At 47.9% G+C, this 26,471-nt stretch carries 27 protein-coding genes; 3 read left to right on the top strand and 24 right to left on the bottom strand.

Annotated elements, in window-relative coordinates; all coding sequences use genetic code 11:
• Window positions 1–16 precede the first annotated feature (16 nt).
• Window positions 17–1,264 (top strand): murein hydrolase activator EnvC family protein, encoded by a 1,248-nt coding sequence (locus KNQ03_RS08945; RefSeq protein WP_214724418.1) that lies wholly within the window; start codon window positions 17–19, stop codon window positions 1,262–1,264.
• 64 nt (window positions 1,265–1,328) lie between these two features.
• Here the strand turns inward: KNQ03_RS08945 and KNQ03_RS08940 are convergent, their stop codons facing one another.
• The 15 genes from KNQ03_RS08940 to lepA form a co-directional block, all read right to left on the bottom strand.
• A complete protein-coding gene (locus KNQ03_RS08940; RefSeq protein ID WP_050676930.1) occupies window positions 1,329–2,978 on the bottom strand; it encodes a methyl-accepting chemotaxis protein in 1,650 nt (549 codons plus the stop codon).
• The gene (locus tag KNQ03_RS08935; RefSeq protein WP_058704806.1) at window positions 2,975–3,949 is read right to left on the bottom strand and encodes a BMP family lipoprotein; all 975 of its coding nucleotides are present in this window, start codon (window positions 3,947–3,949) and stop codon (window positions 2,975–2,977) included. The genes KNQ03_RS08940 and KNQ03_RS08935 overlap by 4 nt, the downstream gene beginning before the upstream one ends.
• A gap of 137 nt (window positions 3,950–4,086) precedes the next feature.
• Window positions 4,087–4,752: a deoxyribose-phosphate aldolase gene (gene deoC / locus KNQ03_RS08930; RefSeq protein WP_023467449.1), complete on the bottom strand. Its 666-nt coding sequence runs from the start codon at window positions 4,750–4,752 to the stop codon at window positions 4,087–4,089.
• Window positions 4,753–4,828: 76 nt separating this feature from the next.
• Window positions 4,829–5,713 carry an EamA family transporter RarD gene (gene rarD, locus KNQ03_RS08925; protein WP_214724416.1) on the bottom strand — a complete coding sequence of 295 codons (885 nt, stop codon included), beginning with the start codon at window positions 5,711–5,713 and terminating at the stop codon, window positions 4,829–4,831.
• Between the two features lie 16 nt (window positions 5,714–5,729).
• Entirely contained in the window at window positions 5,730–6,611 is an 882-nt protein-coding gene (gene rarD, locus KNQ03_RS08920) for an EamA family transporter RarD (protein WP_238239084.1), read from the bottom strand.
• Between the two features lie 47 nt (window positions 6,612–6,658).
• On the bottom strand, window positions 6,659–7,354 hold the full coding sequence (rluF, locus tag KNQ03_RS08915; RefSeq protein WP_023467446.1) for a 23S rRNA pseudouridine(2604) synthase RluF: 696 nt from the start codon (window positions 7,352–7,354) through the stop codon (window positions 6,659–6,661).
• Between the two features lie 107 nt (window positions 7,355–7,461).
• Window positions 7,462–8,796 carry a tRNA (N(6)-L-threonylcarbamoyladenosine(37)-C(2))-methylthiotransferase MtaB gene (gene mtaB / locus KNQ03_RS08910; RefSeq protein WP_214724414.1) on the bottom strand — a complete coding sequence of 445 codons (1,335 nt, stop codon included), beginning with the start codon at window positions 8,794–8,796 and terminating at the stop codon, window positions 7,462–7,464.
• 5 nt (window positions 8,797–8,801) lie between these two features.
• Window positions 8,802–9,548: a 16S rRNA (uracil(1498)-N(3))-methyltransferase gene (locus KNQ03_RS08905; protein WP_058704804.1), complete on the bottom strand. Its 747-nt coding sequence runs from the start codon at window positions 9,546–9,548 to the stop codon at window positions 8,802–8,804.
• Between the two features lie 4 nt (window positions 9,549–9,552).
• A complete protein-coding gene (prmA, locus tag KNQ03_RS08900; RefSeq protein ID WP_029341002.1) occupies window positions 9,553–10,500 on the bottom strand; it encodes a 50S ribosomal protein L11 methyltransferase in 948 nt (315 codons plus the stop codon).
• A 25-nt stretch (window positions 10,501–10,525) separates the two neighbouring features.
• The gene (dnaJ, locus tag KNQ03_RS08895; protein ID WP_023467442.1) at window positions 10,526–11,632 is read right to left on the bottom strand and encodes a molecular chaperone DnaJ; all 1,107 of its coding nucleotides are present in this window, start codon (window positions 11,630–11,632) and stop codon (window positions 10,526–10,528) included.
• 132 nt (window positions 11,633–11,764) lie between these two features.
• Window positions 11,765–13,591, bottom strand: a complete 1,827-nt coding sequence (gene dnaK, locus KNQ03_RS08890; protein WP_029341001.1) for a molecular chaperone DnaK — start codon at window positions 13,589–13,591, stop codon at window positions 11,765–11,767.
• Between the two features lie 48 nt (window positions 13,592–13,639).
• Window positions 13,640–14,197: a nucleotide exchange factor GrpE gene (grpE, locus tag KNQ03_RS08885; RefSeq protein WP_023467440.1), complete on the bottom strand. Its 558-nt coding sequence runs from the start codon at window positions 14,195–14,197 to the stop codon at window positions 13,640–13,642.
• Between the two features lie 24 nt (window positions 14,198–14,221).
• The gene (gene hrcA, locus KNQ03_RS08880; protein ID WP_214724412.1) at window positions 14,222–15,256 is read right to left on the bottom strand and encodes a heat-inducible transcriptional repressor HrcA; all 1,035 of its coding nucleotides are present in this window, start codon (window positions 15,254–15,256) and stop codon (window positions 14,222–14,224) included.
• 315 nt (window positions 15,257–15,571) lie between these two features.
• Window positions 15,572–16,717, bottom strand: a complete 1,146-nt coding sequence (gene hemW, locus KNQ03_RS08875) for a radical SAM family heme chaperone HemW (protein ID WP_214724410.1) — start codon at window positions 16,715–16,717, stop codon at window positions 15,572–15,574.
• A gap of 58 nt (window positions 16,718–16,775) precedes the next feature.
• On the bottom strand, window positions 16,776–18,599 hold the full coding sequence (gene lepA / locus KNQ03_RS08870; RefSeq protein ID WP_023467435.1) for a translation elongation factor 4: 1,824 nt from the start codon (window positions 18,597–18,599) through the stop codon (window positions 16,776–16,778).
• A 232-nt stretch (window positions 18,600–18,831) separates the two neighbouring features.
• Here lepA and rpsT point away from each other — a divergent pair, with 232 nt between their 5' ends.
• The gene (gene rpsT / locus KNQ03_RS08865; RefSeq protein WP_023467434.1) at window positions 18,832–19,092 is read left to right on the top strand and encodes a 30S ribosomal protein S20; all 261 of its coding nucleotides are present in this window, start codon (window positions 18,832–18,834) and stop codon (window positions 19,090–19,092) included.
• Between the two features lie 126 nt (window positions 19,093–19,218).
• On the opposite strand, the gene KNQ03_RS08860 is transcribed toward rpsT, so the two are convergent.
• Both KNQ03_RS08860 and holA read right to left on the bottom strand, forming a co-directional pair.
• A complete protein-coding gene (locus KNQ03_RS08860) occupies window positions 19,219–19,662 on the bottom strand; it encodes a GNAT family N-acetyltransferase (RefSeq protein ID WP_251133344.1) in 444 nt (147 codons plus the stop codon).
• 13 nt (window positions 19,663–19,675) lie between these two features.
• A complete protein-coding gene (gene holA / locus KNQ03_RS08855) occupies window positions 19,676–20,677 on the bottom strand; it encodes a DNA polymerase III subunit delta (RefSeq protein ID WP_023467432.1) in 1,002 nt (333 codons plus the stop codon).
• 100 nt (window positions 20,678–20,777) lie between these two features.
• Between holA and KNQ03_RS08850 the strand changes: the two genes are divergently transcribed.
• Window positions 20,778–20,939, top strand: coding sequence for a YqzM family protein (locus tag KNQ03_RS08850; protein WP_023467431.1), 162 nt, complete (start codon window positions 20,778–20,780; stop codon window positions 20,937–20,939).
• A 36-nt stretch (window positions 20,940–20,975) separates the two neighbouring features.
• On the opposite strand, the gene KNQ03_RS08845 is transcribed toward KNQ03_RS08850, so the two are convergent.
• The 7 genes from KNQ03_RS08845 to yhbY all read right to left on the bottom strand — a co-directional run bounded on the left by KNQ03_RS08845 (window position 20,976) and on the right by yhbY (window position 26,471).
• Window positions 20,976–23,138, bottom strand: coding sequence for a DNA internalization-related competence protein ComEC/Rec2 (locus tag KNQ03_RS08845; protein ID WP_214724407.1), 2,163 nt, complete (start codon window positions 23,136–23,138; stop codon window positions 20,976–20,978).
• Window positions 23,138–23,896: a helix-hairpin-helix domain-containing protein gene (locus KNQ03_RS08840; protein WP_251140275.1), complete on the bottom strand. Its 759-nt coding sequence runs from the start codon at window positions 23,894–23,896 to the stop codon at window positions 23,138–23,140. The genes KNQ03_RS08845 and KNQ03_RS08840 overlap by 1 nt, the downstream gene beginning before the upstream one ends.
• A gap of 78 nt (window positions 23,897–23,974) precedes the next feature.
• Complete coding sequence (locus tag KNQ03_RS08835; protein WP_058704798.1) at window positions 23,975–24,703, bottom strand: class I SAM-dependent DNA methyltransferase; 729 nt, start codon at window positions 24,701–24,703, stop codon at window positions 23,975–23,977.
• Entirely contained in the window at window positions 24,703–25,050 is a 348-nt protein-coding gene (gene rsfS / locus KNQ03_RS08830; protein WP_023467427.1) for a ribosome silencing factor, read from the bottom strand. The genes KNQ03_RS08835 and rsfS overlap by 1 nt, the downstream gene beginning before the upstream one ends.
• A complete protein-coding gene (gene yqeK, locus KNQ03_RS08825) occupies window positions 25,047–25,622 on the bottom strand; it encodes a bis(5'-nucleosyl)-tetraphosphatase (symmetrical) YqeK (protein WP_023467426.1) in 576 nt (191 codons plus the stop codon). Before yqeK ends, rsfS begins: the two co-directional genes overlap by 4 nt.
• Window positions 25,612–26,181 (bottom strand): nicotinate-nucleotide adenylyltransferase, encoded by a 570-nt coding sequence (gene nadD, locus KNQ03_RS08820; RefSeq protein WP_214724405.1) that lies wholly within the window; start codon window positions 26,179–26,181, stop codon window positions 25,612–25,614. The genes yqeK and nadD overlap by 11 nt, the downstream gene beginning before the upstream one ends.
• Window positions 26,178–26,471 (bottom strand): ribosome assembly RNA-binding protein YhbY, encoded by a 294-nt coding sequence (gene yhbY / locus KNQ03_RS08815; RefSeq protein ID WP_023467424.1) that lies wholly within the window; start codon window positions 26,469–26,471, stop codon window positions 26,178–26,180. The genes nadD and yhbY overlap by 4 nt, the downstream gene beginning before the upstream one ends.

Genomic DNA, 26,471 nt, shown 5'->3' with positions numbered 1-26,471 from the left:
GAATGACGCTTAGTTTATGAAACGACCTTTCGGAAAGTCAATTGGGCTATCGCTCATGACACTCACTTTACTCGCAAGTCCGCTCATGACGACAACTCCCGTCGACGCGGCAAGTTCATATAAAGAAAAGCAACAACAAAACCAGCAACAACAATCGAAGCAACGTGAGGCGTTGTCTCAAAAGAATAACCAGTTATCTAAAGCACAACAACAAGTCTACGCACTGGATCAACAGATTAATGGGCTGACATTACAAGTCGTCGAGAATCAAAAGAAAATCGACGAGAACACGAAACAGATTGCTCGATTAGAAGATAAAATCGAGAAGCTACAAAAGAAAATCAAGAAACAAGAAAAAATGCTCGGTGATCGTCTGGCGGTCCGTCAGTCGAAAGCCGATAACGCTCCGCTGCTTGAGGCCGTATTCGGCGCAAAAGATGTCGGTGATATGATTAGCCGCTTCAATGCCTTCAATACAATCGCGGAAAGCGATGCTTCTTTGTTAAAAGATTACGAATCAAACAAAAAAGAACTGGCAGCTGCGAAAGAAGAACTAAAGCAGACACGCCAAGACTTGATTGAAGATCGTAATGTTTTAAAAAAGAAACAACGTGAACTGAAACAAGAAAAACAAAAGCGCACAGCACTTTTGAAGCGTCTGACGTCGCAAAAGAAAAAAATTGAATCCAATATCCTAAGCCTGAAAGAGGCATCGGCCCAACTGAAGGCACAGGAAGCAGCTGAAAAAGCAGCAGCACGAGCAGCAAAGGCAGCTGCCGCAAAAGCTGCGAAACAATCGGCAGCACCAGCATCTGTTAGCAAGGCCAGCACGAAAGTCATCTCAAAAGCAAAAGGTAAATTCATCAAACCTGCTCAAGGCTCTGTTTCGCAAGGAATGGGTGCAGCAAGCGGAAGCAATGGTTATGCGTACCACAATGGAACCGACTTCGCTGGTCCACTCAACTCGCCAATCGTTGCATCTGCAAACGGGACAGTCATCTTAGCAAGTTCAGGTGGTCCTTACGGCAACCACGTCTATATCTCTCATAATATCGACGGGAAAACGTATACGACCGTTTATGCCCATATGAATGCCTTGAACGTTAAACAGGGACAACAAGTCAAACAAGGACAGCAAATCGGTGTTCTCGGAAGCACCGGTAACTCAACTGGTCCACACTTGCATTTTGAAATCCACGATGGTGGGTACCAGTATGATGCGAATGGACGGACGAATGAGCTCGACCCAGAAAGCTTCTTCTAAGTCGATTCAAGAAAAAGTGCACTTCTTCTCTTCCCGAGAAGGAGTGCACTTTTTGCTGTGTTCATTAAATTTTGAATTGATGTGTCTGACTGTCAAGCGACGTCGTCGTCGACTCGAGTTCTTGCATCAATTGATGAATCTGTTCAAACGAGGCCTGTTGATCACGCATCGAAGCAGCGATCTCTTCATTTCCAGCTGCAAGTTCTTCCATGACACCACTGACTGTACTGACTTGACCAACGACATGGCGGGCTTGTTGCTTCGAATGAACGAGTTGTTTCGTCACGTAATCGAGGGTTTCCGTCACACTCGCTACCTTTTGACGTGTTTCACCGAAAGCTTGTTGAACATGCGTAAAGTTCTCGACCTGATTCGTCTGCTCCCGCTCCGCTTGCACGAGTGCTTCTTGTAAAACAGCACCGTCCTGACGAATCGAACGGACAAGCGAGAAGATCGAGCGCGTCGCTTCGTGTGTCTCATCTGCTAACTTTTTAACTTCACTTGCCACGACGGCAAATCCTCGACCAGCTTCTCCAGCCCGTGCCGCCTCGATTGCCGCATTGAGTGACAATAAGTTCGTCTGCGCGGAGACTCCCGCGACAAGTTGTGCCATCTGTTCAATTTGTTGCGTCTGTTCTAAGAAACCTTCCAGTTTCTGACCGAGTTCGCGATTTTGTTCTGTTGACGCGCGAAGTGACCGTGCTTGCTGTTCCATGACGGAACTACTTTGAACCATCACGTGATCGGCCGCCTGTCCTTCTGCATAAGCCGTTTGTGCACGTTGTTCACTCTCTTCAAAGAGCTGTTGCATATCGGACATCGTACTGACTGTCGTCTGGATATCGTCCGACACTGTTTGTGTCCCACTTGCCATCTCATTGATCGCATGGGTCATGTTTCCCGATACTTCAACGATGTTCGCGTTCTCTGTCGTCGCTTCCGTACTCATCTGACGAATCGTGTTCGACGAACGACTAATCGTTCCGATGACCTCATGCAATGTTCCTTGCATCTGCGCAACCGCTGTCTCGAGTCGACCAATCTCATCTTTTCGACCGGATACGACTAATTCCTGCGATAAGTCTCCGTCCGAAATCTGTTCTGCCGTCCGGACGACACGGCTGATCGGTCGCGTGATGCTACGTGCGAAGTACCAGTTGTATAACGCAAGACCAATCAGGAGAATGAATGTCGCGATCAAGACAGTCCGCGTCAGATTTAATGTCTCGTCTTTTGCTTCACGTTGTAAGACATCATAAAACTCTCCATTTTTCGTATGTAACGTGTAGAGATCACTGAGGACACCCTCAATCTGTGCAGCGTGCGAGCGAATTTCAATCGGATTCATCGCGTCCGTCAGTTCTGTCCGCTTCGTTGCAAGCGTCTTATACTTCATATCCGCCCGGTTCAACTCTTCTTGAAATGCAGGAATCAAATACGTCTTCTGTAATTCGTTTAATGCTTGTTCGTTCTTTTTACTAAGTGCCTGTACTTGCTCCGCCTGACTCTCAGACGGTTGGCTTGCCAGTCGGTTCCAGGCTGCTTGTTCGTATAAGAGCTTCGTTTCAAGTTCTGAGATCTCAACGAGCTGTTTCCCATAATCTTCGTTGTAGGACTGAATTTGACGGAGCTGGAACAAAGTCCATCCCATCAAGATGACGACACTCAAAATCGTCACTAACGTTGAGAGTAAAAATCGTTTCCGTAACGTCATTGGATCGTCACCTTACCTTCGAGCACATCTTGCTGCAGCTGCTCTAATTTTTTTCGTTCTCCGTCCGTAAAGTTCGTGTTTCGGATTGGAGCCAACTGGATCGCTCCTTCTTTGACGCCAAGGACGACTTGTCCGGACTGTAGACCTTTCGCAGCTACATCTTGTCCGATTTTCGTAATCGCAAGATCAACTTGTTTTAGCATTGACGTCATGACGGCGTCAGGTGCAATCGCGGTCTGATCGCTATCGACACCGATGGCTTTTTTCCCCTTCGTTTGCGCTGCCTCCAGGACACCACTTCCCGTCAATCCAGCAGCTGCGTATAATACGTCTGCCTTTTTCTGCATCATTTCGTTTGCGAGCGTCCGTCCCTTTTCGGGCGCTGCAAAGTCTTCAGCATATTCGACGAGTACTTTTGTTTTTGGATTGACGGCTTTTGCGCCAGCTATGTATCCTTTTTCGAATTTTTCGATCAGAGGTGACTTCATCCCACCGACGAAACCAATCGTATTCGTCTTCGTTTGGATCCCTGCCGCAGCACCGGCTAAGTAACTACCCTCATCTTCCTTGAATGTAACCGAGAGCACGTTCGGTAACGTCGAAACAGCATCAATCAAGGCGAATTGTTGTTTCGGATATTTTTTAGCAACCGTTTCAAGATCCGTCTGTCCCATAAAGCCGAGTCCGACGATAACGGTCGGCTTCTTTTTCGCTAACGCTTCGAATGCTGCTTTATAAGTCTTCGTTTCATTCAATTCTCGGTAATCGATCGACCAGCCTTCCTTCTCGCGTAACAACGCCATACCACTCATTGCCGCATCGCTGAACGACTGATCGCCAAGTCCCACATCAGACAAGACGACTGCCATTTCCTTTCTTTCCTTGACTGCCCGTTCTGGATCATCGATGACACTACCGCACCCTGCGAGGCTAAGTGTCGATGCCAGGATGATTCCACTCCATCGTTTCATCTATTCCACACCCTTCCAACATTCTACATCTGATTATCGGAAGCGATGTCTGACTTCTTAATACAAAATTTAAAATCAGAATACTTTCATAACAAAAAAACATGCCCCTCTTAAAAAGAGGGACATATCAGATATTCTTAGTAGTCGCTATCAGACGTACCGCCTGTAACGATTGCAATCCCTGCTGATGCACCAATTCGCGATGCACCTGCATCGATCATTGCTTTTGCACCTTCGAAGTCGCGAACACCACCAGATGCTTTAACACCGATGTCAGGACCAACTGTCTCACGCATGAGACGGATGTCTTCAACTGTAGCACCACCAGTTGAGAAACCAGTCGATGTCTTCACGAAGTTAGCACCTGCTTTAACTGAAAGTTCAGCAGCTGTTTTGATTTCTTCTTTTGTAAGAAGGCAGTTTTCGAAGATGACTTTAACGAGTGTACCGTTTGCCGCTTCGACAACCGCACGAATGTCACGTTCTACTAACTCAAGATCACCATCTTTTAATGCGCCGATGTTGAGAACCATATCGATTTCTGTTGCACCGTTTTGGATCGCATCCTTTGTTTCGAATGCTTTCACTTCTGGCGTGTTTGCTCCAAGTGGGAAGCCGATGACTGTACATACTTTGACGTCATCATCTGATTTTAAGAGTTCTGCTGCTAACGCGACGTATGTTGGGTTAACACAGACGCTTGCAAATTTGTATTCTAATGCTTCTTTACAGAGTGTTTCGATCTGAGCACGTGATGTTTCTGGCTTCAGTGCCGTATGGTCGATCATTCCTGCTAAATTCATGTTTGTTGTCCTCCTTAAGGGTATCCCTTAGACTCTGTTTTTATTCTATCACGCAAGAGGTCAGACTTCTATCTTTTTAAGCGACTTTTCGAAGCTGTTTTTTCCGAATCCAGACACCATTGAGCGTAAAGACGATTGCTGCTGTCCAAATACATGTAAACGCCACCATATGTGTTTTAGTAAATGGTTCGTGATACAGCAATACACCGAGTCCAAGCGACAAGGTTGGTGCGACGAATTGGAGGAATCCGACCCATGTGAACGGAATTCGTTGTGCCCCGAATCCGAATAACAAAAGTGGAACAGCGGTGACAATCCCGGTCAAGATGAGCCCGGTCGTCGTACCGACAGATTCGGTCATCGAAGACGTTCCCTGTACTTGCCAATAGCCGAGGAAAATCAAAGCAAGCGGAAGCGGCGCCATCGTCTCGAGCGTCAGACTGACCGTTGATTCGAGTGGTCGCCGCTTTTTGACGACGCCGTAAAAGCCGAAGCTTAAGGCAAGTGCGATCGAAATCCATGGAAACTCGCCGTAGCCAATCGTCAAAATCAAGACACCGATTGTCGCAAGAACAATCGAGATCCATTCGATCCGTGAAAGTTTTTCCCGAAAGAATACGACACCAAAGACGATGCTGACGAGCGGGTTGATGTAATAACCAAGCGACGCTTCGACAATGAATTGATGATTGACGGCCCAGATATAGATGAACCAGTTCAGACTGATGATCAGTCCGTTTAAGAAAAAGAGTCGGCGCGTCAACGGATCGCGCAGCGCCGTCTTCCACTTCCCAAGCGCTTTTTGAAATGATAATAAGATGAGCAGAAATAAGAATGACCAGATGATCCGGTGTGCCAGTATCTCTTCACTCGGTACATTGGCGAGCATCTTCCAGTAGAGCGGTAAGAGTCCCCAAATGATATACGCGACAAGTGTCGCAAAGAATCCTGGTAGATTCACGTAATCCCCTCTTTCATTATGATACCTTTTTCATTCGCATCTTTCCTGCTGATAAACCGCTGATCGTAAAGAGAGCAACAGCAATCCAAATGAACAGGAAAGCGATGAAGTGAATCGTCGTAAAGACGTCATTAAATAGATAAATTCCAAGGAGCAGCGTCAGCGTCGGGGCAATGTATTGGAGAATCCCGACGTAGACGAACGGGATTTTCGGCATTCCGTATCCGAATAACATCAATTGGACTGCTGTTGCGATTCCGAGCATGATGATCGCAATCAATGCACTCGTCGGCATCGCAAGCGGTTGACTATCTGTCACACCAAGCGTCAAGAGAGCGAACGGAAGCGTGACGAGTGTCTCTAAAAATAATCCGGATAATGGTTCGGCTGCTGCCTTTTTCTTTAGTACACCGTAAAATGCGAACGAAACGGCAAGTGAAAAGGCGATGATCGGAAATTGACCATAACCGAGCGTTAAAATCATCACACCGATGATTGCTGATAAAATTGCAATCACTTGCGGACGCGTCAATCGTTCCTTAAAAAAGATCAAACCGAACAAGACGCTGACGAGCGGATTGATGTAATACCCGAGTGACGACTCAACGATATAGCCTTCCCCGATGGCGTACAGATAGAGCGACCAGTTCCCACCTAATACGAGCCCTGCCGCAAGCACGGTATAGCGCTGACGTTTGTTTTGCCATAATTGACGAACGAATTGGAATTTCTTCGTCAGGCGTAACAACAGTGTCACGAAAATGAACGCACTCAAAATCCGAATCGAAACGACCGTCCATGCTGGAATACCAGCAGCAAATACTTTGTAGATCGGCAACAGTCCACCAATCACGTAGGCGACGAATGTCGCACTCATACCCCGTTTATCCACGGTCATCCCCCTTATGTAAGAAGAAAGCCGCCAGTGGCGACTTTCTTTGAACCTTATTGCCCGTCAAGCGTCGTAAACAATTCGCGTAATTCCTCTTCTGTCAAATCACGCCAAGAACCGATTGGTAAATCGCCGAGCTCGATATTCATGATCCGGACGCGTTGCAGACGCTTAACTCGGTAGCCGAACTCTTTACACATACGGCGAATCTGACGATTTAACCCTTGCGTCAAAATGATCCGGAATGTCCGTGTCTCAAGTGGTTCAACGATGCATTCCTTCGTTGTCGTACCGAGAATGTCAACACCACTCGCCATCCCTTGAATGAACGTATCCGTAATTGGTGCATCGACGGTTACGATATATTCTTTGTCGTGATTGTTTTCTGCTCGTAAGATCCGGTTAACGACATCACCGTCATTCGTCAACAGAATCAAGCCGTCTGAATCTTTATCGAGGCGACCGATTGGGAAAATCCGCTTCGGATGATTGACGAAATCGATGATGTTTCCTTCGATATCAAGCTCTGTCGTACACGTGATGCCGACTGGTTTATTTAAGACGATGTAGACAGGTTTTGGTTTTGTCTGGAGCGGCTGACCGTCGATTTCGACGACGTCCGTTTCTTCAGCTTGCGAGCCGAGTTCTGCTGTCAGACCGTTGATCGTCACACGACCTGCATCGATTAGTTTATCGGCAGCACGTCTTGAGCAAAAGCCCGTTTCGCTAATGAATTTGTTGATTCGCATGAATGATATCCTCTTTCCTTAATTGAACTGTATTCAGTGTAGCGCATTCCTGAAATGAAAACAAAAAAAGTGGCAAAGAAAACCAGAGGTTTCCTTTGCCCTTTCGATTAGACTGCAGCGTCTTTTAATGTCTGCATGATGCGGACGAATTGACCATCATTCATCGGATAGCCGGCTTTCATGATTTTGACACGAACGAGTTGTCCGATCATTGACTCATCGCCTTCGATTGCAACACGCAGATAGTTATCCGTGTAACCGACAAGACGACCCCCTGCTTCTTCCGAAAATTCTTCCGGAATGATCTCAAGCAGTTCTCCTTCGTATTTCGAAGCATATTCCTTCGCGAGTTGATCTGATAAAGCAATCAAACGCGCGACGCGTTCTTCTTTGATCGATTCCTCGACTTGATCGTCCATCATCGCAGCCGGTGTACCGGTCCGTTTCGAGTACGGGAAGACATGCAACTCACTGAACTTATGGTCATTGATGAAGTTGAACGTTTCCATGAACTCTTCTTCCGTCTCACCTGGGAAACCAACGATGACATCCGATGTGATTGCACAGTCAGGAAGGACTTCCTTCAGACGCGTGATCCGTTCTCCGAATTCTGCCATCGTATACTTGCGGCGCATCCGGCGAAGGACCGTATCGGATGCCGACTGGATCGGAACGTGCAAGTGACGAACGACGATCGGCGAATCCTTCAGGACATCAAGTACCTCGTCCGTGATTTGACTCGCTTCGATCGACGAAATGCGCAAGCGTTCAAGTCCATTGACGGATTCGAGTGCTTTAAGTAATTTTGCTAAGTTGTAGTCTTTCAAGTCTTCTCCGTATCCACCTGTATGGATTCCCGTCAAGACGATTTCTTTGTAACCCGCATCAACGAGCTGTTGTGCTTGCTTCAAGACATCTTCCGGTTGACGAGACCGCATGAGACCACGCGCCCATGGGATGATACAGAACGTACAGAAGTTGTTACAACCTTCTTGAATTTTCAGCGAAGCCCGTGTCCGGTCCGTAAAGGCCGGTACATCCAGTTCTTCATAGACTTTTGCTTTCATGATGTTTCCGACCGCATTGATTGGCATGCGTTCTTCACGGAATTGTTCGATGTATCCAATCATTTTATGCCGATCTTGTGTTCCGACGACGACATCGACGCCAGGAATCGCCATGATCTCAGCAGGAGACGTTTGAGCATAACAACCCGTTACGCAGATGACACTATCCGGATTTTGGCGAATCGCCCGTCGGATGACTTGGCGACTTTTCTTATCTCCGGTATTCGTGACCGTGCATGTATTGACGACATACACGTCCGCATGATCAGCAAAATCAACGCGTGCGTAGCCAGCGTCCTTGAACAGTTGCCAGACAGCTTCTGTTTCGTAATGGTTGACTTTACAGCCAAGCGTTTGAAAGGCAACAGTTGCCATTTCGTTCACCCTTTCAATTCAAAATGATACGAGACGGCGGAAAGGACATACAATGGTGCCGTTTCCGTCCGTAAGATGCGACGCCCTAGAGCGGCTTTTTTAAAACCGGCATCCGTCAAACGTGCGATTTCTGCTTCAGCGAACCCACCTTCAGGTCCGATGACGACAAGAAGGGAATCACCCTCTTGCAATCCAGCAAGCGTCGTAGCGAGGACGGAGGCCTCCCCTTGTTTCGCTGATTCTTCATAGGCAACCAGACAAGCCGTATAGTTCGATGCATCCTGTAAGACTTCATCATACGCCACGAAGTCGACTGTCGGCAAGTGGGCACGGTACGATTGTTCCGCTGCTTCCTTGACGATTTTTTCGAGTCGTTCAATCTTTTTCGGAACCTTCTTCTGATCCCATTTCGAGACGGAACGGTCGGCTTCGAAAATTCGTAGATGATGGATCCCGAGTTCCGTTGCTTTTTGGGCAACGAGTTCGATCTTATCGCCTTTTGGCAATCCATGGGCGATCGTCACACGAATCGGTAATTCCGTCTCGATCGGTAGAGTCTCTTCGATCCGGGCAGAAGCCGCTTGTTTATCGAGTGCTTCCAGACGGCACCGGTAAAGACCTGTCCCGTCGAGTACGAGAATCTCTCCGCCGACTTCCATCCGCATGACGTTTTTCATATGGTGTGCGTCGTCTTTCGGGAGATGAAAGACATCTCCCTGACGCATCGAGGGCTCGACGAAATACCGTTGCATGCGTTTACGCCTCCCGTTTCGCGATGATCGCGACCCAGTCCTCAAGCTTAGTCGTCTCGACGATTGTGAAACCTGCTTCTTGCATCGCTTGGACGACCATATCCTTCTTCTGACTGATGATACCGGAAGCGATGAAATGACCGCCTGGTAACGTCAATGTATAAGCATCCTTGACGAAGAGGAGGATGACTTCCGCTAAGATGTTTGCGACGATCAACTCGACCGGCTCACTCAATTCCTTCATCAAGTCGCCTTGACGGACCGTGATCTGCTCACTGACTTCGTTCAAAGCGACGTTTTCCGTCGCCGATTTGACAGCGACTTCGTCTAAATCCAGTGCAAAGACATCTTTTGCCCCAAGCTTCGCAGCTGCAATCGCTAGGACACCGGATCCCGTTCCGACATCGACGACACGGTCTTGCTCTTGCAAGTAGTTCTCAATCGCTTGAATACAGAGGACCGTCGTCGGGTGTGTTCCCGTTCCGAACGCCATGCCTGGATCGAGCTCGATGATTTTTTCATCCGGTTGTGGTGTATAATCTTCCCACATTGGGACGACCGTCAGATGGCGACTAATTTTGACCGGCTTATAGAATTGTTTCCATGAATGTGCCCAATCTTCTTCATCTACTTGAGTCAGCGTGACAGCACCCGTGCCAATCGACAAACCAAAGTTCGTCAACTGCTGGATATCATGTTCGATGCCTTTGATCGTGTCCGTCAAATCGCTGCTTTCTGCAAGATACGCCTTCACGAGTACACCTTGAGTCGGGTACTCGTCCCGTTTCGTCTCATCCCAAATTTCACCGAAGTTATCTTCGCGGTGGGACATCATCTCGAAATCTTCGACATCCTCGATAACGACTCCGCTTGCTCCCGCTTCATGTAAGATGTTTGAAACTGCTTCGATGGCTTCTTGTGTCGTATGGACACAGATCTCTGACCATTTCATTTCTTGTCACGCTCCTCTGTAGTGATCACCCTGTGAAGAATGTCTTGATCCGGCTGAAGACACCTTCGTGTTGCTCTTCGACACCTTTTTCATCGCTGATTTCATTGAATTCCCGTAAGAGTTCTTTTTGACGTTCCGTCAGATTCTTCGGTGTAATGACGACGACATTGACGTACTGGTCGCCATGGTGACCGGACCGGACGTTCGGCATCCCTTTTCCACGGAGACGGAACCGTGATCCTGTCTGTGTTCCGGCTGGAATCTTCAGACTGACCTTACCGTGAACAGTCGGCACTTCGATCTCATCGCCAAGTGTTGCTTGCGCGAATGTAAGTGGCATATCCATGACGATATGATCGTCGACACGTTCGAACAGTTCGTGTGCTGCGACACGAACGACGACATACAAGTCACCCGCTGGTCCACCGTTGACACCAGCTTCCCCTTTGCCTGCTAAACGGATTTGTTGCCCATTGTCGATCCCTGCTGGAATTTTGACACGGACATCTTTGTTTTTACGGACGCGACCGGCTCCACGACATGTTTCACATGGCTCCTTGACGATTTGTCCACGGCCATGACATGTCGAACATGTCGTTTGGTTGACGACACGACCGAACATCGTGTTTTGTTCGACGTTGATATGCCCCGAACCACCGCATCGTTTACATGTTTCCGGATGTGTTCCTGGTTTAGCACCCGAACCATGACATGTACCGCAATCTTCTTCGACTGGAATCGTAATCGTCTTCTCGACGCCTGTGACCGATTCCATGAAGTCGATTTCCTCGACGTATTGTAAATCCTGTCCTTTACGTGGTGCGTTTGGATCTTGACGACGTCCGCCACCGAAGAACATGTCGAAGATGTCGCCAAATCCTTCAGCTCCACTGAATCCACCGCCACCTTGTGATGGATCTTGGTGACCGAATTGATCGTAACGTGCTCGTTTATTGTCATCGGATAACACTTCATATGCTTCCGATAATTCCTTGAATTTCGCATCCGCATCTGCTTCCTTATTGACGTCCGGGTGATACGTCCGGGCAAGCTTACGGTACGCGCGTTTGATTTCCGCTGATGAGGCATCGCGCGCGACGCCTAGTACTTCATAATAATCGCGTTTTTCCACGTGCAGTCTTCCTCTCTCTATTCCGATTCATTTCATACTGTTTGATTTTACCGAACTTCGTGCGACATGGAAAGAGCCAAAGCGCGGATACGCTTTGGCTCTCTCTAGCGCCCGAAAAATCGGTCGGATGAATTACTTGTTGTCTTTCTCGTCGACTTCTTCGAACTCAGCGTCCATGACGTTGTCGTCTTGGCTACCAGCTTGTGCGCCTTCAGCGCCAGCTTGTTGCTGTGCCATGTTCTCGTAGACTTTTTGTGTCAACTCTTGGACGACTGTCGACAATTCGTCTTTTGCAGAACGGATTGCTTCGATGTCTGTTCCTTCGAGAGCTTTTGTTACTTTTTCTTTTGCAGCTTCTGCTTTTTCTTTATCAGCGTCAGCGACTTGCTCACCGAGGTCTTTGATTGCTTTATCTGTTGCGAAGACGAGTTGGTCTGCTTCGTTGCGTAATTCGACTTCTTCTTTACGCTTGTTGTCTGCGTCCGCGTTTGCTTCTGCATCTTTGACCATTTGCTCGATATCCGCTTCAGTCAAACCGCTTGATGATTGGATCGTGATCGACTGTTCTTTGTTCGTTCCGAGATCTTTCGCAGAAACGTTAACGATACCGTTCGCATCGATGTCGAATTTAACTTCGATTTGTGGCACGCCACGTGGTGCTGGTGGAATGTCCGTCAATTGGAAGCGACCGAGTGTTTTGTTATCTGCTGCCATTGGACGTTCCCCTTGGAGGACGTGGATGTCAACAGCTGGTTGGCTGTCTGCCGCAGTCGAGAAGACTTGTGATTTCGAAGTCGGGATCGTTGTGTTGCGATCGATCAATTTCGTCATCACGCCACCCATTGTCTCGATACCGAGTGAGAGTGGAGTTACGTCGAGAAGAACGACGTCTTTGACGTCTCCTGTCAATACGCCACCTTGAACCGCTGCACCGAGTGCAACGACTTCATCCGGGTTAACCCCTTTGAACGATTCTTTACCAGTGAAGTCTTGGATTGCTTTTTGAACTGCAGGAATACGAGTCGAACCACCAACGAGGATGATTTTGTCGATTTTGTCTGGTGTCAGACCTGCATCGTTCATAGCACGGCGTGTTGGTTCCATCGTACGTTCAACGAGATCTGCTGTGAGATCGTCGAATTTCGCGCGTGAAAGTGTCATTTCCAAGTGAAGTGGACCTGATGCGCCAGCTGTGATGAACGGAAGGCTGATTTGTGTTGAAGAAACACCTGAAAGGTCTTTTTTCGCTTTTTCAGCTGCATCTTTCAAACGTTGAAGCGCCATCTTATCTTGAGCAAGATCGATGCCGTTTTCTTTTTTGAATTCTGCTACAAGATGGTCGATGATTTTTTGGTCGAAATCATCTCCACCAAGACGGCTGTCACCAGCAGTTGAAACAACTTCAAAGACGCCATCACCAAGTTCAAGGATCGACACGTCGAACGTACCGCCACCAAGGTCATAGATGAGGATCGTGTGATCTTCGCCTTTTTCGAGACCGTATGCGAGTGCTGCCGCTGTAGGCTCGTTGATGATCCGTTTTACATCAAGACCAGCAATCGTACCAGCGTCTTTTGTCGCTTGGCGTTCCGCATCGTTGAAGTAAGCAGGTACTGTGATGACAGCTTCTGTGACTTTTTCACCGAGGTAGTCTTCTGCTTGCGCTTTTAGTTTTTGAAGGATGATCGCAGAGACTTCTTGTGGTGTGTAGTCTTTGCCTTCGACTTCTACTTTATAGTCCGTACCCATATGACGCTTAATCGACATGATCGTGTTCGGGTTCGTGATCGCTTGACGTTTTGCGACTTCCCCTACTTGACGCTCGCCGTTTTTGAATGCGACGACAGATGGTGTCGTACGGTTTCCTTCTGCGTTAGCGATGACGACTGGTTCGCCACCTTCCATTACTGCAACACATGAGTTCGTTGTACCTAAGTCAATACCGATGATTTTTGCCATGATCTATTTCCTCGCTTTCAATGATTGGAATAATAAAGTGCAAGCCGATTACTCAGCTACTTTAACCATACTCGGACGAATCACACGATCGTGCAATTTGTACCCTTTTTGGAATTCAGCGATGACGACGCCTGATTCGTGTTCTTCGCTCGCTTCTTGAACGACCGCTTGGTGTAAGTTCGGATCGAACGCTTCACCGACAGCTGGAATCTCGACGACACCTTCGTTTTGAAGCGTTTCGACGAGTTGACGTTTCACCATCTCAACACCCGTCAAGACGGATTTCGTCTCTTCGTTTTCCGTCTCGATTTGGAGCGCACGGTCCAAGTTATCGACGAGTGGCAATAGCTTTTCGACGATCGCTTGTGAAGAATACTTCGCGCGATTCTCTGCTTCGACACGGTTGCGGCGTTTGAAGTTCTCAAAATCCGCACGGAGGCGTAATTCTGAAGCTTTTGCTTCTGCGAGTTGTGCTTCGAAGTCTGGTTTCTCGTCTTCGACGAGATCCGCTTGGATGACTTCTTCCTCTGTGACTTCGACGGTTTCAGTCGGCTCTGTCACGTTTTCTTCTTGTTGGAGGTTTTGATTCTGTTCTTTTTCTTCCACTCTGAATCGAGCCCCTTTCTATATTCAATCCAAATTGTTCTTATGCAATTCGGTTTGGAATGCTTGAAGTAGATGGATGATCGAGTTGATTCCCCGGTTGTAATCCATCCGTTTCGGTCCGATCAAAGCGAGTGTCCCGATCGAGACACCGTCGACCGAATAATGGGCCCGGATGACGCTACAATCTTTTAATGCATCCACATTGTTCTCACTCCCGATCGTGATCAGGATTTGATTATCGAGATTCGGTCGGAGGAAGTCGAGAACGGCTTCTTGCTGTTCGATCAACTCGAGAACAGGTCGTAGTTTTGCGACGTCCTGAAATTCAGGCTGATCGAACATGTTGGCTTTCCCGCCCAGATAGATGAACGGTCGCTCCTCTTGATCCGTCAAGACGAGATCAAGTGCCTTCGAAAGCAACACCGTCTGTTCAGAATGCTCTGAACGGAAGCGATGGATTTCCTCGAGCAGACGACTGCGCAAGGCTGAGAGCGGCGTACCGCGTAACGTCTGATTCAGACGTTCCATCAGTCGGCTCGCTGCTTCCTGGGACAACGCTTGACTCAATTGCAAGGTCTTGTGTTCGACATGTCCCGTCTCCGTGACGAGAACGATGACGACACGACCTTCGGCAAGAGGAATCAATTCCAGATGATGCAAGCGTTGTCCTTCTTCTTTTGGTCCAAGTACAAGCGTCGTGTAATGGGTTAAATCGCTCAACAGGTCTGCTGTGTGCCGAATCAACCGATCATTCTCATTCACGGAATGGGCAAAGAGTGATTTCAATGCCTGCGCTTCTTTTGGTGTGATGCTTTCCGGACGAATCAGATGGTCGACATAAAAACGATATCCGAGTTCGGAAGGAATCCGTCCTGCGGAAGTGTGTGGCTTTTCAATCAGACCCATCTCTTCGAGGTCCGCCATCTCGTTACGAATGGTCGCGGAACTGAACGTCACGTCGTCTCGCTTGGAGAGCGTCCGTGAGCCGACGGGTTGAGCAGTCTTGATGTAATCATCGACGATTGCACGTAAAATCAACAATTGACGATCCGTCAGCACCTTCTTCACCACCTTATTTTGTTAGCACTCACTTTTAACGAGTGCTAATTACATCTTTTACTATAAGGAATTGTCCGTCCGATGTCAACCGAATTGCGTGACCCTTTGAACAGTTTCCCATTCTGCGATACAGTGAAACAAAGAACGGAAAGGATGAATCGGATGATTGAATTATTGGCAATGGCAGGAGTCTTTGTCTGGCTGTTCATCGCGGTCATCGGAACGACTGCCTATTTTGTAAGGAAATCCAAAAAATGAAAAGAAGCGGTATTCCTCTTTTTAAGGGAACACCGCTTCCTTTCATTTATTCAAGATTCATTGAACCTGCGCTTCACCGATGAACTCTGCAAAGACTTCGTTCGCTAACGGAATACCGGCAGGCGTCAAACGGATATGTGTCTCCGTCTGTTCGACGAGACCGTTTGGCAATAAACGTTTCATGACATCACCAAACACATCTTCAAACGCTACTCCATATTTCGTCTGGAAACGTTCGAGTGATACGCCATCCTTCATTCGAAGTCCGAGGAACATCTCTTCTTCCATCCGCTCGACGTTCGTCAACGGCGTCTCTTTTCGAACCGGTAACCCTTCCGCCTTGATATAGTGCGGAATTGGTGCGATGTTCGCACGACGCGTCTGATTGATGTAGCTGTGTGATCCTGCACCGAATCCGTAGTACTCATCGTTTTCCCAGTAGACGCGATTATGACGACTCTCTTTTCCTGTTTGCGCGAAGTTCGAGATCTCATACTGCGCATATCCACCTGCTTCGATCGTATCGATCATCACTTGATACATCTCTGCCTCGAGATCTTGCGTCGGTAGCGGTAACTTTCCTTTTCGCTCTTGAATCGCAAAGACCGTGTGCGGTTCTAAGATCAATGAATAGGAGGAGATATGCGTGATCGGTAATTGTAGCGCCCGCGTGACGTCGTAGCGGACCTGATCGAGCGTCTGATTCGGTAACCCGAACATCAAGTCGACGGAGATGTTATCAAATCGTTTCGCTGCTGCGTCGAGCGTCTGCGCGACTTTTGCTTCCCGGTGCGTTCGACCGATGCGTTCGAGCAAACCGTCGTCAAACGATTGGACACCGAAACTGACGCGGTTGACACCGCCCGCCTTCATGATATCGAGTTTCTCTTCTGATACACCATCTGGATTCGACTCGACCGTGTATTCTAAATCATCGCCTGTCAGGGGCAACAAGTGTTTCTGGATGATTTCCATCAACCGTTGCATCTGTGGTTCATTTAAAGCGGTTGGTGTTCCGCCACCGATGAAGATCGTCTCGAGATGATCCGTCGGGTATTGTTTCAACGTCAGTTCGATTTCGCGTTCGAGCGCATCGAGGTATTCATCGACGGGCTGATTTTTTAAAAAGACTTTATTGAAATCACAGTAGTAACAAATATGTTCACAAAAAGGGATGTGGACATATGCGGCGCGTATTCCCATTTCGCCTCATCCTTTCTCTATAAAAACCAAAAAGGGGACGCAAGCGCCCCCCACCTGTTTAATCTTCGTCCATGGATAGAACGGACATGAAGGCTTCTTGCGGTACCTCTACTGAGCCTACCATCTTCATGCGTTTCTTACCTTCTTTTTGCTTCTCGAGCAGCTTCCGTTTCCGAGAGATATCTCCCCCGTAACATTTCGCGAGAACGTTCTTCCGTAATGCCTTGATCGTCGAACGAGCAACGATCTTCGTTCCGACAGCGGCCTGGATCGGCACTTCGAACTGCATCCGCGGAATCAATTCTTTCAACTTATCAACGATGACTTTCCCGCGTTCGTACGCGAAGTCACGGTGAACGATGAAGCTGAGCGCATCGACGTTCTCGTTGTTGAGCAGGATGTCCATCTTGACGAGACGCGACTGTTGGTAGCCGATCAATTCATAATCAAGTGACGCATACCCTTTCGTACTCGATTTCAACTGATCGAAGAAGTCGTAGACGATCTCAGATAACGGTAACTCATACGTGATTTTGACACGTGTCGTATCGATGTATTGCATGTCAACGAATGTCCCACGCTTCTTCTGGCACAACTCCATGATCGCACCGACGTAATCATTCGGTGTCATGACAGCAGCCTTAACGAACGGCTCTTCGATGAATTCGACTTTTTGCTGATCCGGCATCTTCGATGGGTTATCGACGTGCAAGACTTCACCCGCTGTCGTCGTCACGTGATAGATAACCGATGGTGCCGTCGTGATCATATCGATGTTGAATTCACGTTCGATCCGCTCCTGGATGATTTCCATGTGGAGCATCCCGAGGAATCCACAACGGAATCCGAATCCGAGTGCTTGTGATGTCTCTGGTTCGAACTCAAGCGCCGCGTCACTAAGTTGTAGTTTTTCAAGCGCTTCTCGTAAATCGTTGTATTTCGCAGCATCGATTGGATAGAGTCCACAGTATACCATCGGATTCATCTTACGGTATCCTGGCAGTGCTTCAGTAGCTGGCTGTTTCGCAAGCGTAATCGTATCCCCGACACGTACGTCGCCGACCGTTTTGATCGAAGCAGACAACGTCCCAACATCACCGACCGTCAATTCTTGCTGACGTAATGGTTTTGGTGTCGCAACGGCAAGTTCCAGAACCTCAAAGTCCTTACCTGTCGACATCATCCGAATCTTATCGCCAACTTTAACTGTTCCGTTGACGATTCGAATCGATGCTACGACACCACGGTAAGCGTCATAATAGGAGTCAAAGATCAATGCTTCGAGTGGTGCAGACGGATCACCCGTCGGCGCTGGTACTTTCTCGACGATTTGTTCGAGAATTTCTTCAATACCGATCCCTGCCTTCGCAGAAGTCGGAACGGCTTCAGATGCATCGAGTCCGATGACATCTTCGATTTCTTGACGGACGCGTTCGACATCCGCAGAAGGTAAATCGATTTTGTTAATGATCGGAAGGATTTCGAGATCGTTGTCGAGTGCTAAGTAAACGTTCGCAAGCGTCTGCGCTTCGATTCCTTGCGCCGCATCGACGACGAGGACAGCCCCTTCACAAGCTGCAAGTGAACGCGAGACTTCATATGTGAAGTCGACGTGTCCAGGTGTATCAATGAGGTGAAGAATGTAATCTTCCCCATCTTTTGCTGTATACTTCAATTGAACAGCGTTGAGTTTAATCGTGATGCCACGCTCACGTTCGAGATCCATGGCATCAAGTGTCTGATCTTTCATTTCGCGCGATGTCAACGCGCCAGTTTTTTCTAAAATTCGGTCAGCGAGTGTCGACTTCCCGTGATCGATATGGGCAATGATCGAGAAGTTACGAATACTCTTCTGCCGCTTTAAACGGTCTTCATTCGTCATGTTTAGAGTCACCTTACCTTATTTTCAAACGTACATACGGTTCATTATACCAAAAAGCGCTTCACTGTACTATCTCGTTTTGTTTTACCCGAAAAACAAAATGTGAAGATTCCCTAGACGTCGTATTGCTTTTAAGAAAAACGTTTGCTACAATTGTGTTTGTTCTGTTGAACGATAACTGCAGATATGCGAATATAAATCTCGAATGAGTTTTATTGGAGGTGAATCATCCATGGCTAACATTAAATCAGCAATCAAACGCGTTAAAACAGCTGAAAAACGCCGCGTCGCTAACGTACAACGTAAATCGGCAATGCGTTCAGCGATTAAAGCAGTCGAAACTTTCGCAGCTGAAGGTAACAAAGACCAAGCGGTCCTTGCTTTCGCTACAGCTTCTAAAAAAATCGACAAAGCTGCTGCTAAAGGTCTCATCCACAGCAACAAAGCTGGTCGTGACAAATCACGTCTCGCTAAACTCGTAAACGCACTTTAATTCTTTCCGAAGAATACGGTGATGGGTCGCCACTAGGAGGTATCTCCAGTGGCGATTTTTTATATGATCTAAAATGGCGGACGAAGGACTCGTGTAAAACGATTCCTTCGTCCGCCATTTCTTGTCTTACTTGTCGTCTAGACGATCGATCATGACATAGTGAAGACCGATCCCTTCAATGAGGAACGGTTCTCCAACACGTTCCAGTCCGAGGCGCTCATAAAAAGGAAGTGCCGTGACGCGGGCGTTACACCACCATGCTGTCACTTGACGTTCTTTCAATAGACGACGGGCTTCTTCGATCAGCGCCCGACCATACCCTTCACCACGCACGTCTTCACTCGACGCCATACCACGAAGCTGATACGTCGCTCCTGGCGCTTGTGCATGCGATTGTTCCGAGAAACTACCGATTGCGACGATTTGTTGTGCTTTTATCCCGCCGAGATGAAACGTCGATGGCAAGGTATCGTCTGGATAAACACATGCTTCACGTGGTTGATGTGGACGTAACACATCATGCCGTAATGGGATGACCTCTTCTGCTGTAATGACCTGGACTTCCATCATCGTTTGCCTCCTCTTATAGCGTCGCTAAGCGAACAATCAACGCATCGAATAGAATCTTCTTATCACCGCGTCCTGTTTTCATACCTTCATCTGTCGTCGTGATGGCGATGAGTGCTTGCTCGAGCTGCGCAAACGTAAACCGTTTGGCAGACTGGAGTGCCAATTTGATCGCATACGGATGAGCTCCGACTTTTGATGCGATTTGTCGTTCTCCGTATCCTTGTTCTGCTAATCGTTTCGACAGCAACATCATCCGGTATTGGCGTGCCATCAGTCCAAGGAGAGCCAACACTTCCTGTCCTTGTTTTTCAAGGTCGCGAATCAAGCGGATCGCTGGTTCGAGTTGACGCTTCATCAAGTAGTCCGTTAATTGAAAGACGTTGTCCTCTAATGTCCGCGGAACAAGCAAATCGACATCCTCGATTTCGATTGTTGGTCGGTCCCCTGCAAACAACATCAACTTCTCAAGTTCATGGGCTAATGTCCCCCACATCTCAGCAGTCAAGAAAATGAGTCGCTCGATTGCTGGACGTTCCATCCGGTATCCTTTGTCGTTGACAGCATCCAGAACGAAGCGGAACAACTCTTCGGTCGTCGGTTTTTTTGCCTCTAGTACCGTCGCGCGCTCCTTCAATCGTTTGACGACGGTTTTTCGTTCATCGAGCTTTTCTGCTTCGACGATCAAGACAACGACCGCGTAGTCTGCCGGTTGTAAGATATAATCCGCTAACCGTTCGAGGTTATGTTGTTTTTTATCTTTTGCTCCTGTCAGGAACGTTGCAGGTTTTGCAACGACGACGCGGTAGTCGCTTAAAAAGGGTACCGTCTCCGCTTCATCGAGTACCGCATCAAGCGGTTGGTCGTTCAAATCGATTTTCATATAATCAAAGCGTTCTCCGTCCGGCAGAGCCGCTTTTACGATTTCACGTTCCCATTCTTCTAACAAGTGTCGTTCTGTTCCATATAATAAGTATAAATTCGCTAATTTTCCGTTGACGAGCCAAGGAGTTTTCATCATTCCCACCACATTTCACAGTTTGTTCTTAACTTCATCATAGATAATCCTCTTTTATTCCGCTATACTAGAAGCGGAATCTATTAAGGGGGAATGCAGCATGGCACATTCAGTACGCCCACCAAGTGAAAACGCGTTCGAGAACGATATTCAATCAAAACGCAACGATGCGCTCGACTCTGCCGTTGGTTTTGGTGCATCATTCGGCTTCTTCGCAGTCTTGTTCATCATCGGTGTCGCAATTAAGTTCTTAAGTCTATAATCAGTAAAACAGCAACCTTGGGGGGTTGCTGTTTTTTTATTTTATCATAGGTTCACAGCCCGCTGAAGAACAAGTTATACTCCCGTCCTCATCCGTTCGAAAGACGATCCGATCTGTCCCGATCCGCTCAAGCACGTCCGGATGCGGATGCCCGTATCGATTTTTTCGTCCGACTGATAAGATGACAATCTTCGGATTTGTCTTCTGCAAGAGTTCTTCACCGGTCGACGTGTTCGAACCATGATGACCTGCTTTTAGAATATCGATTGGTCCAACGCTTAATTCGTCCTCGATTGCTAGTCCAGCGTCACCCGTCAGTAAAACACGTTGTTTGGCAATCTGTGCAAGTAATATGATAGACCGATCGTTCTCTTCTTCTTCTCGTTCAGTCGGTGCAAGTACATGTAACCAAGGACGAATCGTTTGCCCCTTTTGAACGAACTCGACACGCGTCCCAGTTGCTTCGATCGAACGAATCAAATCGTTTCGCTTCTCATCCGTGTTGTCATACGCACCTAAATAAATGGTTTTCACGCGAACTTGACGCAGTAATCCTAGAAGTCCACCGACGTGATCATGATCAGCATGCGTCACGATGAGACCGTCGATTTCTGCTTCTCCTCGTGTGAATAAAAAGGGCGCGACGATATGACTACCTGGATCAAACGGACGAAGCAGTGGATGCGTCGTTTGTTGATAAACGCCACCGGTATCCACGACGAATGTCTCTCCTGCTTTCTCAAGCACGATACTATCGCCTTGCCCGACATCTAAAAAAGTGATCTGTTCAGGTGCGTGCCACTCCGTGTAGCCCCATGCCGTAAGTAAAAGGATCAACGGTAGAGCATGCCCCCACCATCTCCGCTCAGCAATGAACCAAGCGATTCCCGTTCCGACAACGACAATCGTCAAGACGATAGGAGAAAATGCCGGAACGGCAACCATCGCCAACGGTAGATCCTCCGCCAGTCGTAACGCTTGATCCATCCATTGAATCGCATACTGATGCGCGATCTGAAACGTTGAACGAATCGGTAAGAACGGAAGTGTCGCAAGAATGAACGATCCCGGCAGAATCACCCATTCAATCCAGCCACCAATCAATAAGTTCAAGAATGGCGACCAAATTGAAAACGTCGTCTGTTCAATACCCTGTAAAAAGAGGAGTGTTCCAAACTGTGCCCAAGCACTGATAAGCAGCCAGTTCCAAGGACGACGAACCGAACCCATGAGTCGTCTCGACAGCACAAGAAACAGCGTCAGTCCGACCGTCAATTGAAATCCGATATCGTAAATGACAGTTGGTTGAATCGCTAATTGAAAAGCTGCGACCCCCGCAATGACCTCGACCGGATCTAACGGTTTGTGGAAACGACGACCGAGCAACAGAATGATCGCGACGAGCACAGCCCGCGTGACTGGAGGACTCCACTCCGTCAACCATCCGTAAATCGGCAGTAAGATCAGAACGATATCAAGTCGTTTTTCTTTTGTCATTCTGATTTTTCGTAAGACGTACAGCAGACTAACTACTAAAAAAGCGATATGTGATCCTGAAATGACGATCGCATGTAATAAGCCGAATTTCTTAAACCGTTCGAGCGTCACTTGATCCATTAATCGATCCTCACCAAATACAAGTGCTTCGACGTAGAATGCTTGCTTTTGTGGTAACAAGTCTTCTATCCGTTTCAACCATGCTTCACGTACCCGTCTTCCTTCTGCCGCATACCCAAGTGTCGGATGACAGGAATCAAACGAACGTACTTCCCACTTTCCAGCGTAACGATGCGTATGCATGAATTGCAGTTCGTCAAAACCTCCCGCATTCGATTGTTGGCGGACATCGAGCGGTTCCGTATTGACGTGACAGGAGTAACCGATTCGTTCGTATCCTGTCTCATCTTCTGCAATCGTTGCCGTCAATAGAACCGATTGACCATTGCTCTCCGCATCATAGCGAATTCGATCCCCATTACGCTTACCTGATAAGATGTCAACAGACGAGACGTCGTGCGGTTCAGGTGACAGATGACCCATTCCGATGAATAGACAACTCAGAATGAACAAAAAGAAAAGACGACCGATTGAAAAAGACCATGACTTCATGACAGTAAATAGCATCAGCGTCACTAACCACCAGATCGATTCTTTAATGGCGACAATGAGTAAGAGAACGAACAGCGCATGAAGCGGCATCAGTAGACGATCAGGTAGGATTTAAGCGATTCTAACGTCTTTTCCCCAAAGCCCTTTACATCTCCGAGTGATTCATACGTCGCAAATCCTCCCTTCTCCTCACGATAGGCTAAGATCGCTTCTGCTTTGGCAGGACCGATTCCCGGAACCTCCATCAACTGTTCCGCCGTTGCCGCATTGAGGTCAATCAGTCCTTTTGGTATCTCTGCTTTTGAGCGTTTCGTTGGTTTCGGCTGATCTTTCGTCTTTTTTACCGGCACGATGACTTCCTGTCCATCAATGAGACGTGCCGCGAGATTCATTTGTCGAATGTCAGCTTTCTCAGTCGTCTTTGCTTTTTCGATTGCATCCTTCACTCGATCACCGAGGTGGAATTGATAGGGTCCAGGTGCTTCTACCGCCCCTTTCACATCGACCATGATGAGTTTGTCACGAATCGAGGTATCTTTTTCTACTGGCTCTGCTTTTGCCTCTTGTTGTTTATCCGTTAAGGACGGTTGATCGACCATCGCTTCATTCGAACAAGAGGGTAATGGTACGAACAATAAAATGATGAGTAGCAGGACGACGACGAGACCTGCGATCTGTTGCAAACGTGGAACGGTCAAGACGAATCCCTCCTTTTTCCACGACTCTAACAGGTCGCTACGGACTTCAGGAAACGAAGGAATACGCACTAACCACTCTTTTACAACATGATACGGTGTGTTATGTCGGATAAAGATCATATCATCCATACCGTAACTTTGAATTAGCATCTGTTTGACGAACAAAAAATCCGTCTCCTTCAAGCAACACGAACGTGTATCGCTTAAAGAAGACGGATGAGATCACTTTTACATTTTTTCAGCAACGAAGAAAATCCGCTCGGCTGTCTCAGAAGGAGCATCCGGTCCAAAATCGCCTGTGACCGCAAGAACCCGGAATCCGGCGTCGCGTAACCACGTCACGTACTGTGCTGGAGGATATGTCCGCTGATGATGCGTTTCATCGACACGCTCGTAGCGACCGTCCTCTTCCTCGATGAAGAAAGTCAGTTCATGGACGACAGAAAGCGGTGCTTCACCAGGATCCGCGAACCAGATATACGAACTTTGCTCCGCATGTGTCGCATATGTCTTTCCATTGAACAACGTTTCCATCTTGTATGGAGAGTGTGTATCAAATAAGAGACGTCCACCCTCTTTGAGGATTGCTGCTACATGTGTAAACGTCTGTTTGACATCCTCTTCCGTCCGGAGATAGTTCAAGGAGTCGCATAGGATCGTCACGGCATCGACAGGTGTCGGCAATTCGATTTCGCGCATGTCTTGCGCCCAGAATTGAATGCGTAATCCCTCTTCCATCGCTTTTTCCTGCGCGACTTCGAGCATCTCTTCCGATAAATCGATTCCGAGCATCTCATAGTGCGCCGCTAATGCAAGCGTCGCCGTACCCGTTCCACATCCGATATCAGCAATCGTACTGCCAGTCGGAACGTATGCTTTGACCCAGTCGACCCATTGATCGTACGGGACGTCTTGCATCAATTCATCATAGATGTAGGCGAACTGTTCGTATGCCATTAGTTGACCTCGACTTCAACCTTTGGAGCATCTGCCCAGAGTTTTTCGAGATTATAGTAATCACGATCGTCACGGTGGAAGACGTGAACGACGACGTTTTCAAGATCCGCTAACACCCAACGTGCCGCATCGAATCCTTCGAGACGTTTGATCGGCAGGTTATGTTCGTGCGCGACTTCTTTGAGTTCACGTGCGATTGCCTGTACTTGTTTTTCTGAATTCCCTTCACAGATGACGAAGTAGTCGGCAACTGGTGAGATGCTCGACATATTCAGGACGACGATATCTTCAGCGCGTTTATCGTCGATGGCATTTACGATTAATTGTAATTCTTGTTCGACTGTCATAGGACGGTCCCCTTTCGTTTGGCCGCGACGAAGGCATTATAAGTCTCAATCGTACGCGGAAAGATGATGGCTTGTTTTTTACATAAAAAATGAATCGTCTGACTGAGTGTTGCAATGACAGCGTCCGTCAAATCCTGCTCCGCTACTTCACGAAGCGCTTCGACACCTGGATAACTGCGATTTGGTTCAATCGCATCCGCGACGAAGATGATTTGATCGAGCAACGGCATACCGGGTGCCCCCGTCGTGTGATTTGCGATGGCCTGATAAATCACATCTGAATCAAGACCAAGTTCTCGACGGACAAGCTCCGCACCTACTGGCGCATGAAGCAGTTCGTCATCATAATCGAGTAAAACACGTTGATTCAATTCAACGGCAATCGAACGCATCTCATTCGTATCGCGGTATTTCGCATAATCATGAAGCATAGCAGCAAGTGTTGCTTCTTCTTCGTCAACACCATATTTAAGAGCCAAGTGTCGCGCTGTCTCGACGACACCTAATGTATGCACATAGCGTCGCTCAGGCAACGTACGCTCAATGATTTGACGTGCTTCTTCAAGGCGCATATAGATTCCACTCCTCAATCCGTTGTCGAACGGCTTCCGGTACAAGGTAGCGAATGCTCCGTCCGCGCGCGACCCGTTGCCGGATATCCGTCGAAGAAATTTCTAGCAATGGCATATCGACTGCTTTCACACGGGCACCACGCGGAATCAGATACCGACTGCCCGGTCGAGCGACGGCACCAAAGACGACTTCCTCGTATAACCGTTCGGCTTGATACCACGTATCGAGGCTCACGAGTGAGTCTGCTCCAATGAGAAACAGAAACTCATGCTCCGGGTACCGGTGCTTGAGTGCACGAATCGTATCATACGTATAGGAAGGCTCTTCGCGCTCAAACTCGATTGCCGAGACGGAAAAAGCAGGATTCAATGCAATTGCTTCTTCTACAAGGCGTAAACGCTTGGTTGCGTCTGTGACTGTACGTTGTTTATGCGGTGGCACATTCGCTGGTACGAACCAGACCGCATCGAGTTCGAGTTGTTCCTGCGCTTGTTCGGCAATCAGGAGATGACCGATATGCGGAGGATCGAACGTTCCGCCCATCAGTCCGATTTTCATCGTGGCAATTCGAGCGTCTTGTTCTCTTTTGATTCTTTATAGAGAACGATGACTTTTCCGATGACTTGAACGAGTTCAGCATTCGTTCCTGCGACGAGTTCTTGTGCGACATCCTTCGGTGCGTCCGCACAATTTTGCAATACTTGTACTTTCAAGAGTTCCCGTTTTTCGAGCGCATCCATCAAATCAGCGCACATCGCTTCTCCGACTCCATTTTTACCGACTTGGAAAATCGGGTTTAAGTCGTGAGCTGTCGCGCGTAAAAAACGTTTTTGTTTACCTGTTAACAT

It is taken from the genome of Exiguobacterium sp. s143, assembly GCF_018618895.1.
Classification (GTDB): domain Bacteria; phylum Bacillota; class Bacilli; order Exiguobacteriales; family Exiguobacteriaceae; genus Exiguobacterium_A; species Exiguobacterium_A abrahamii.
The sequence above is the reverse complement of the archived record's forward strand: the minus strand, read 5'-3'. Positions and strand labels throughout refer to the sequence as shown.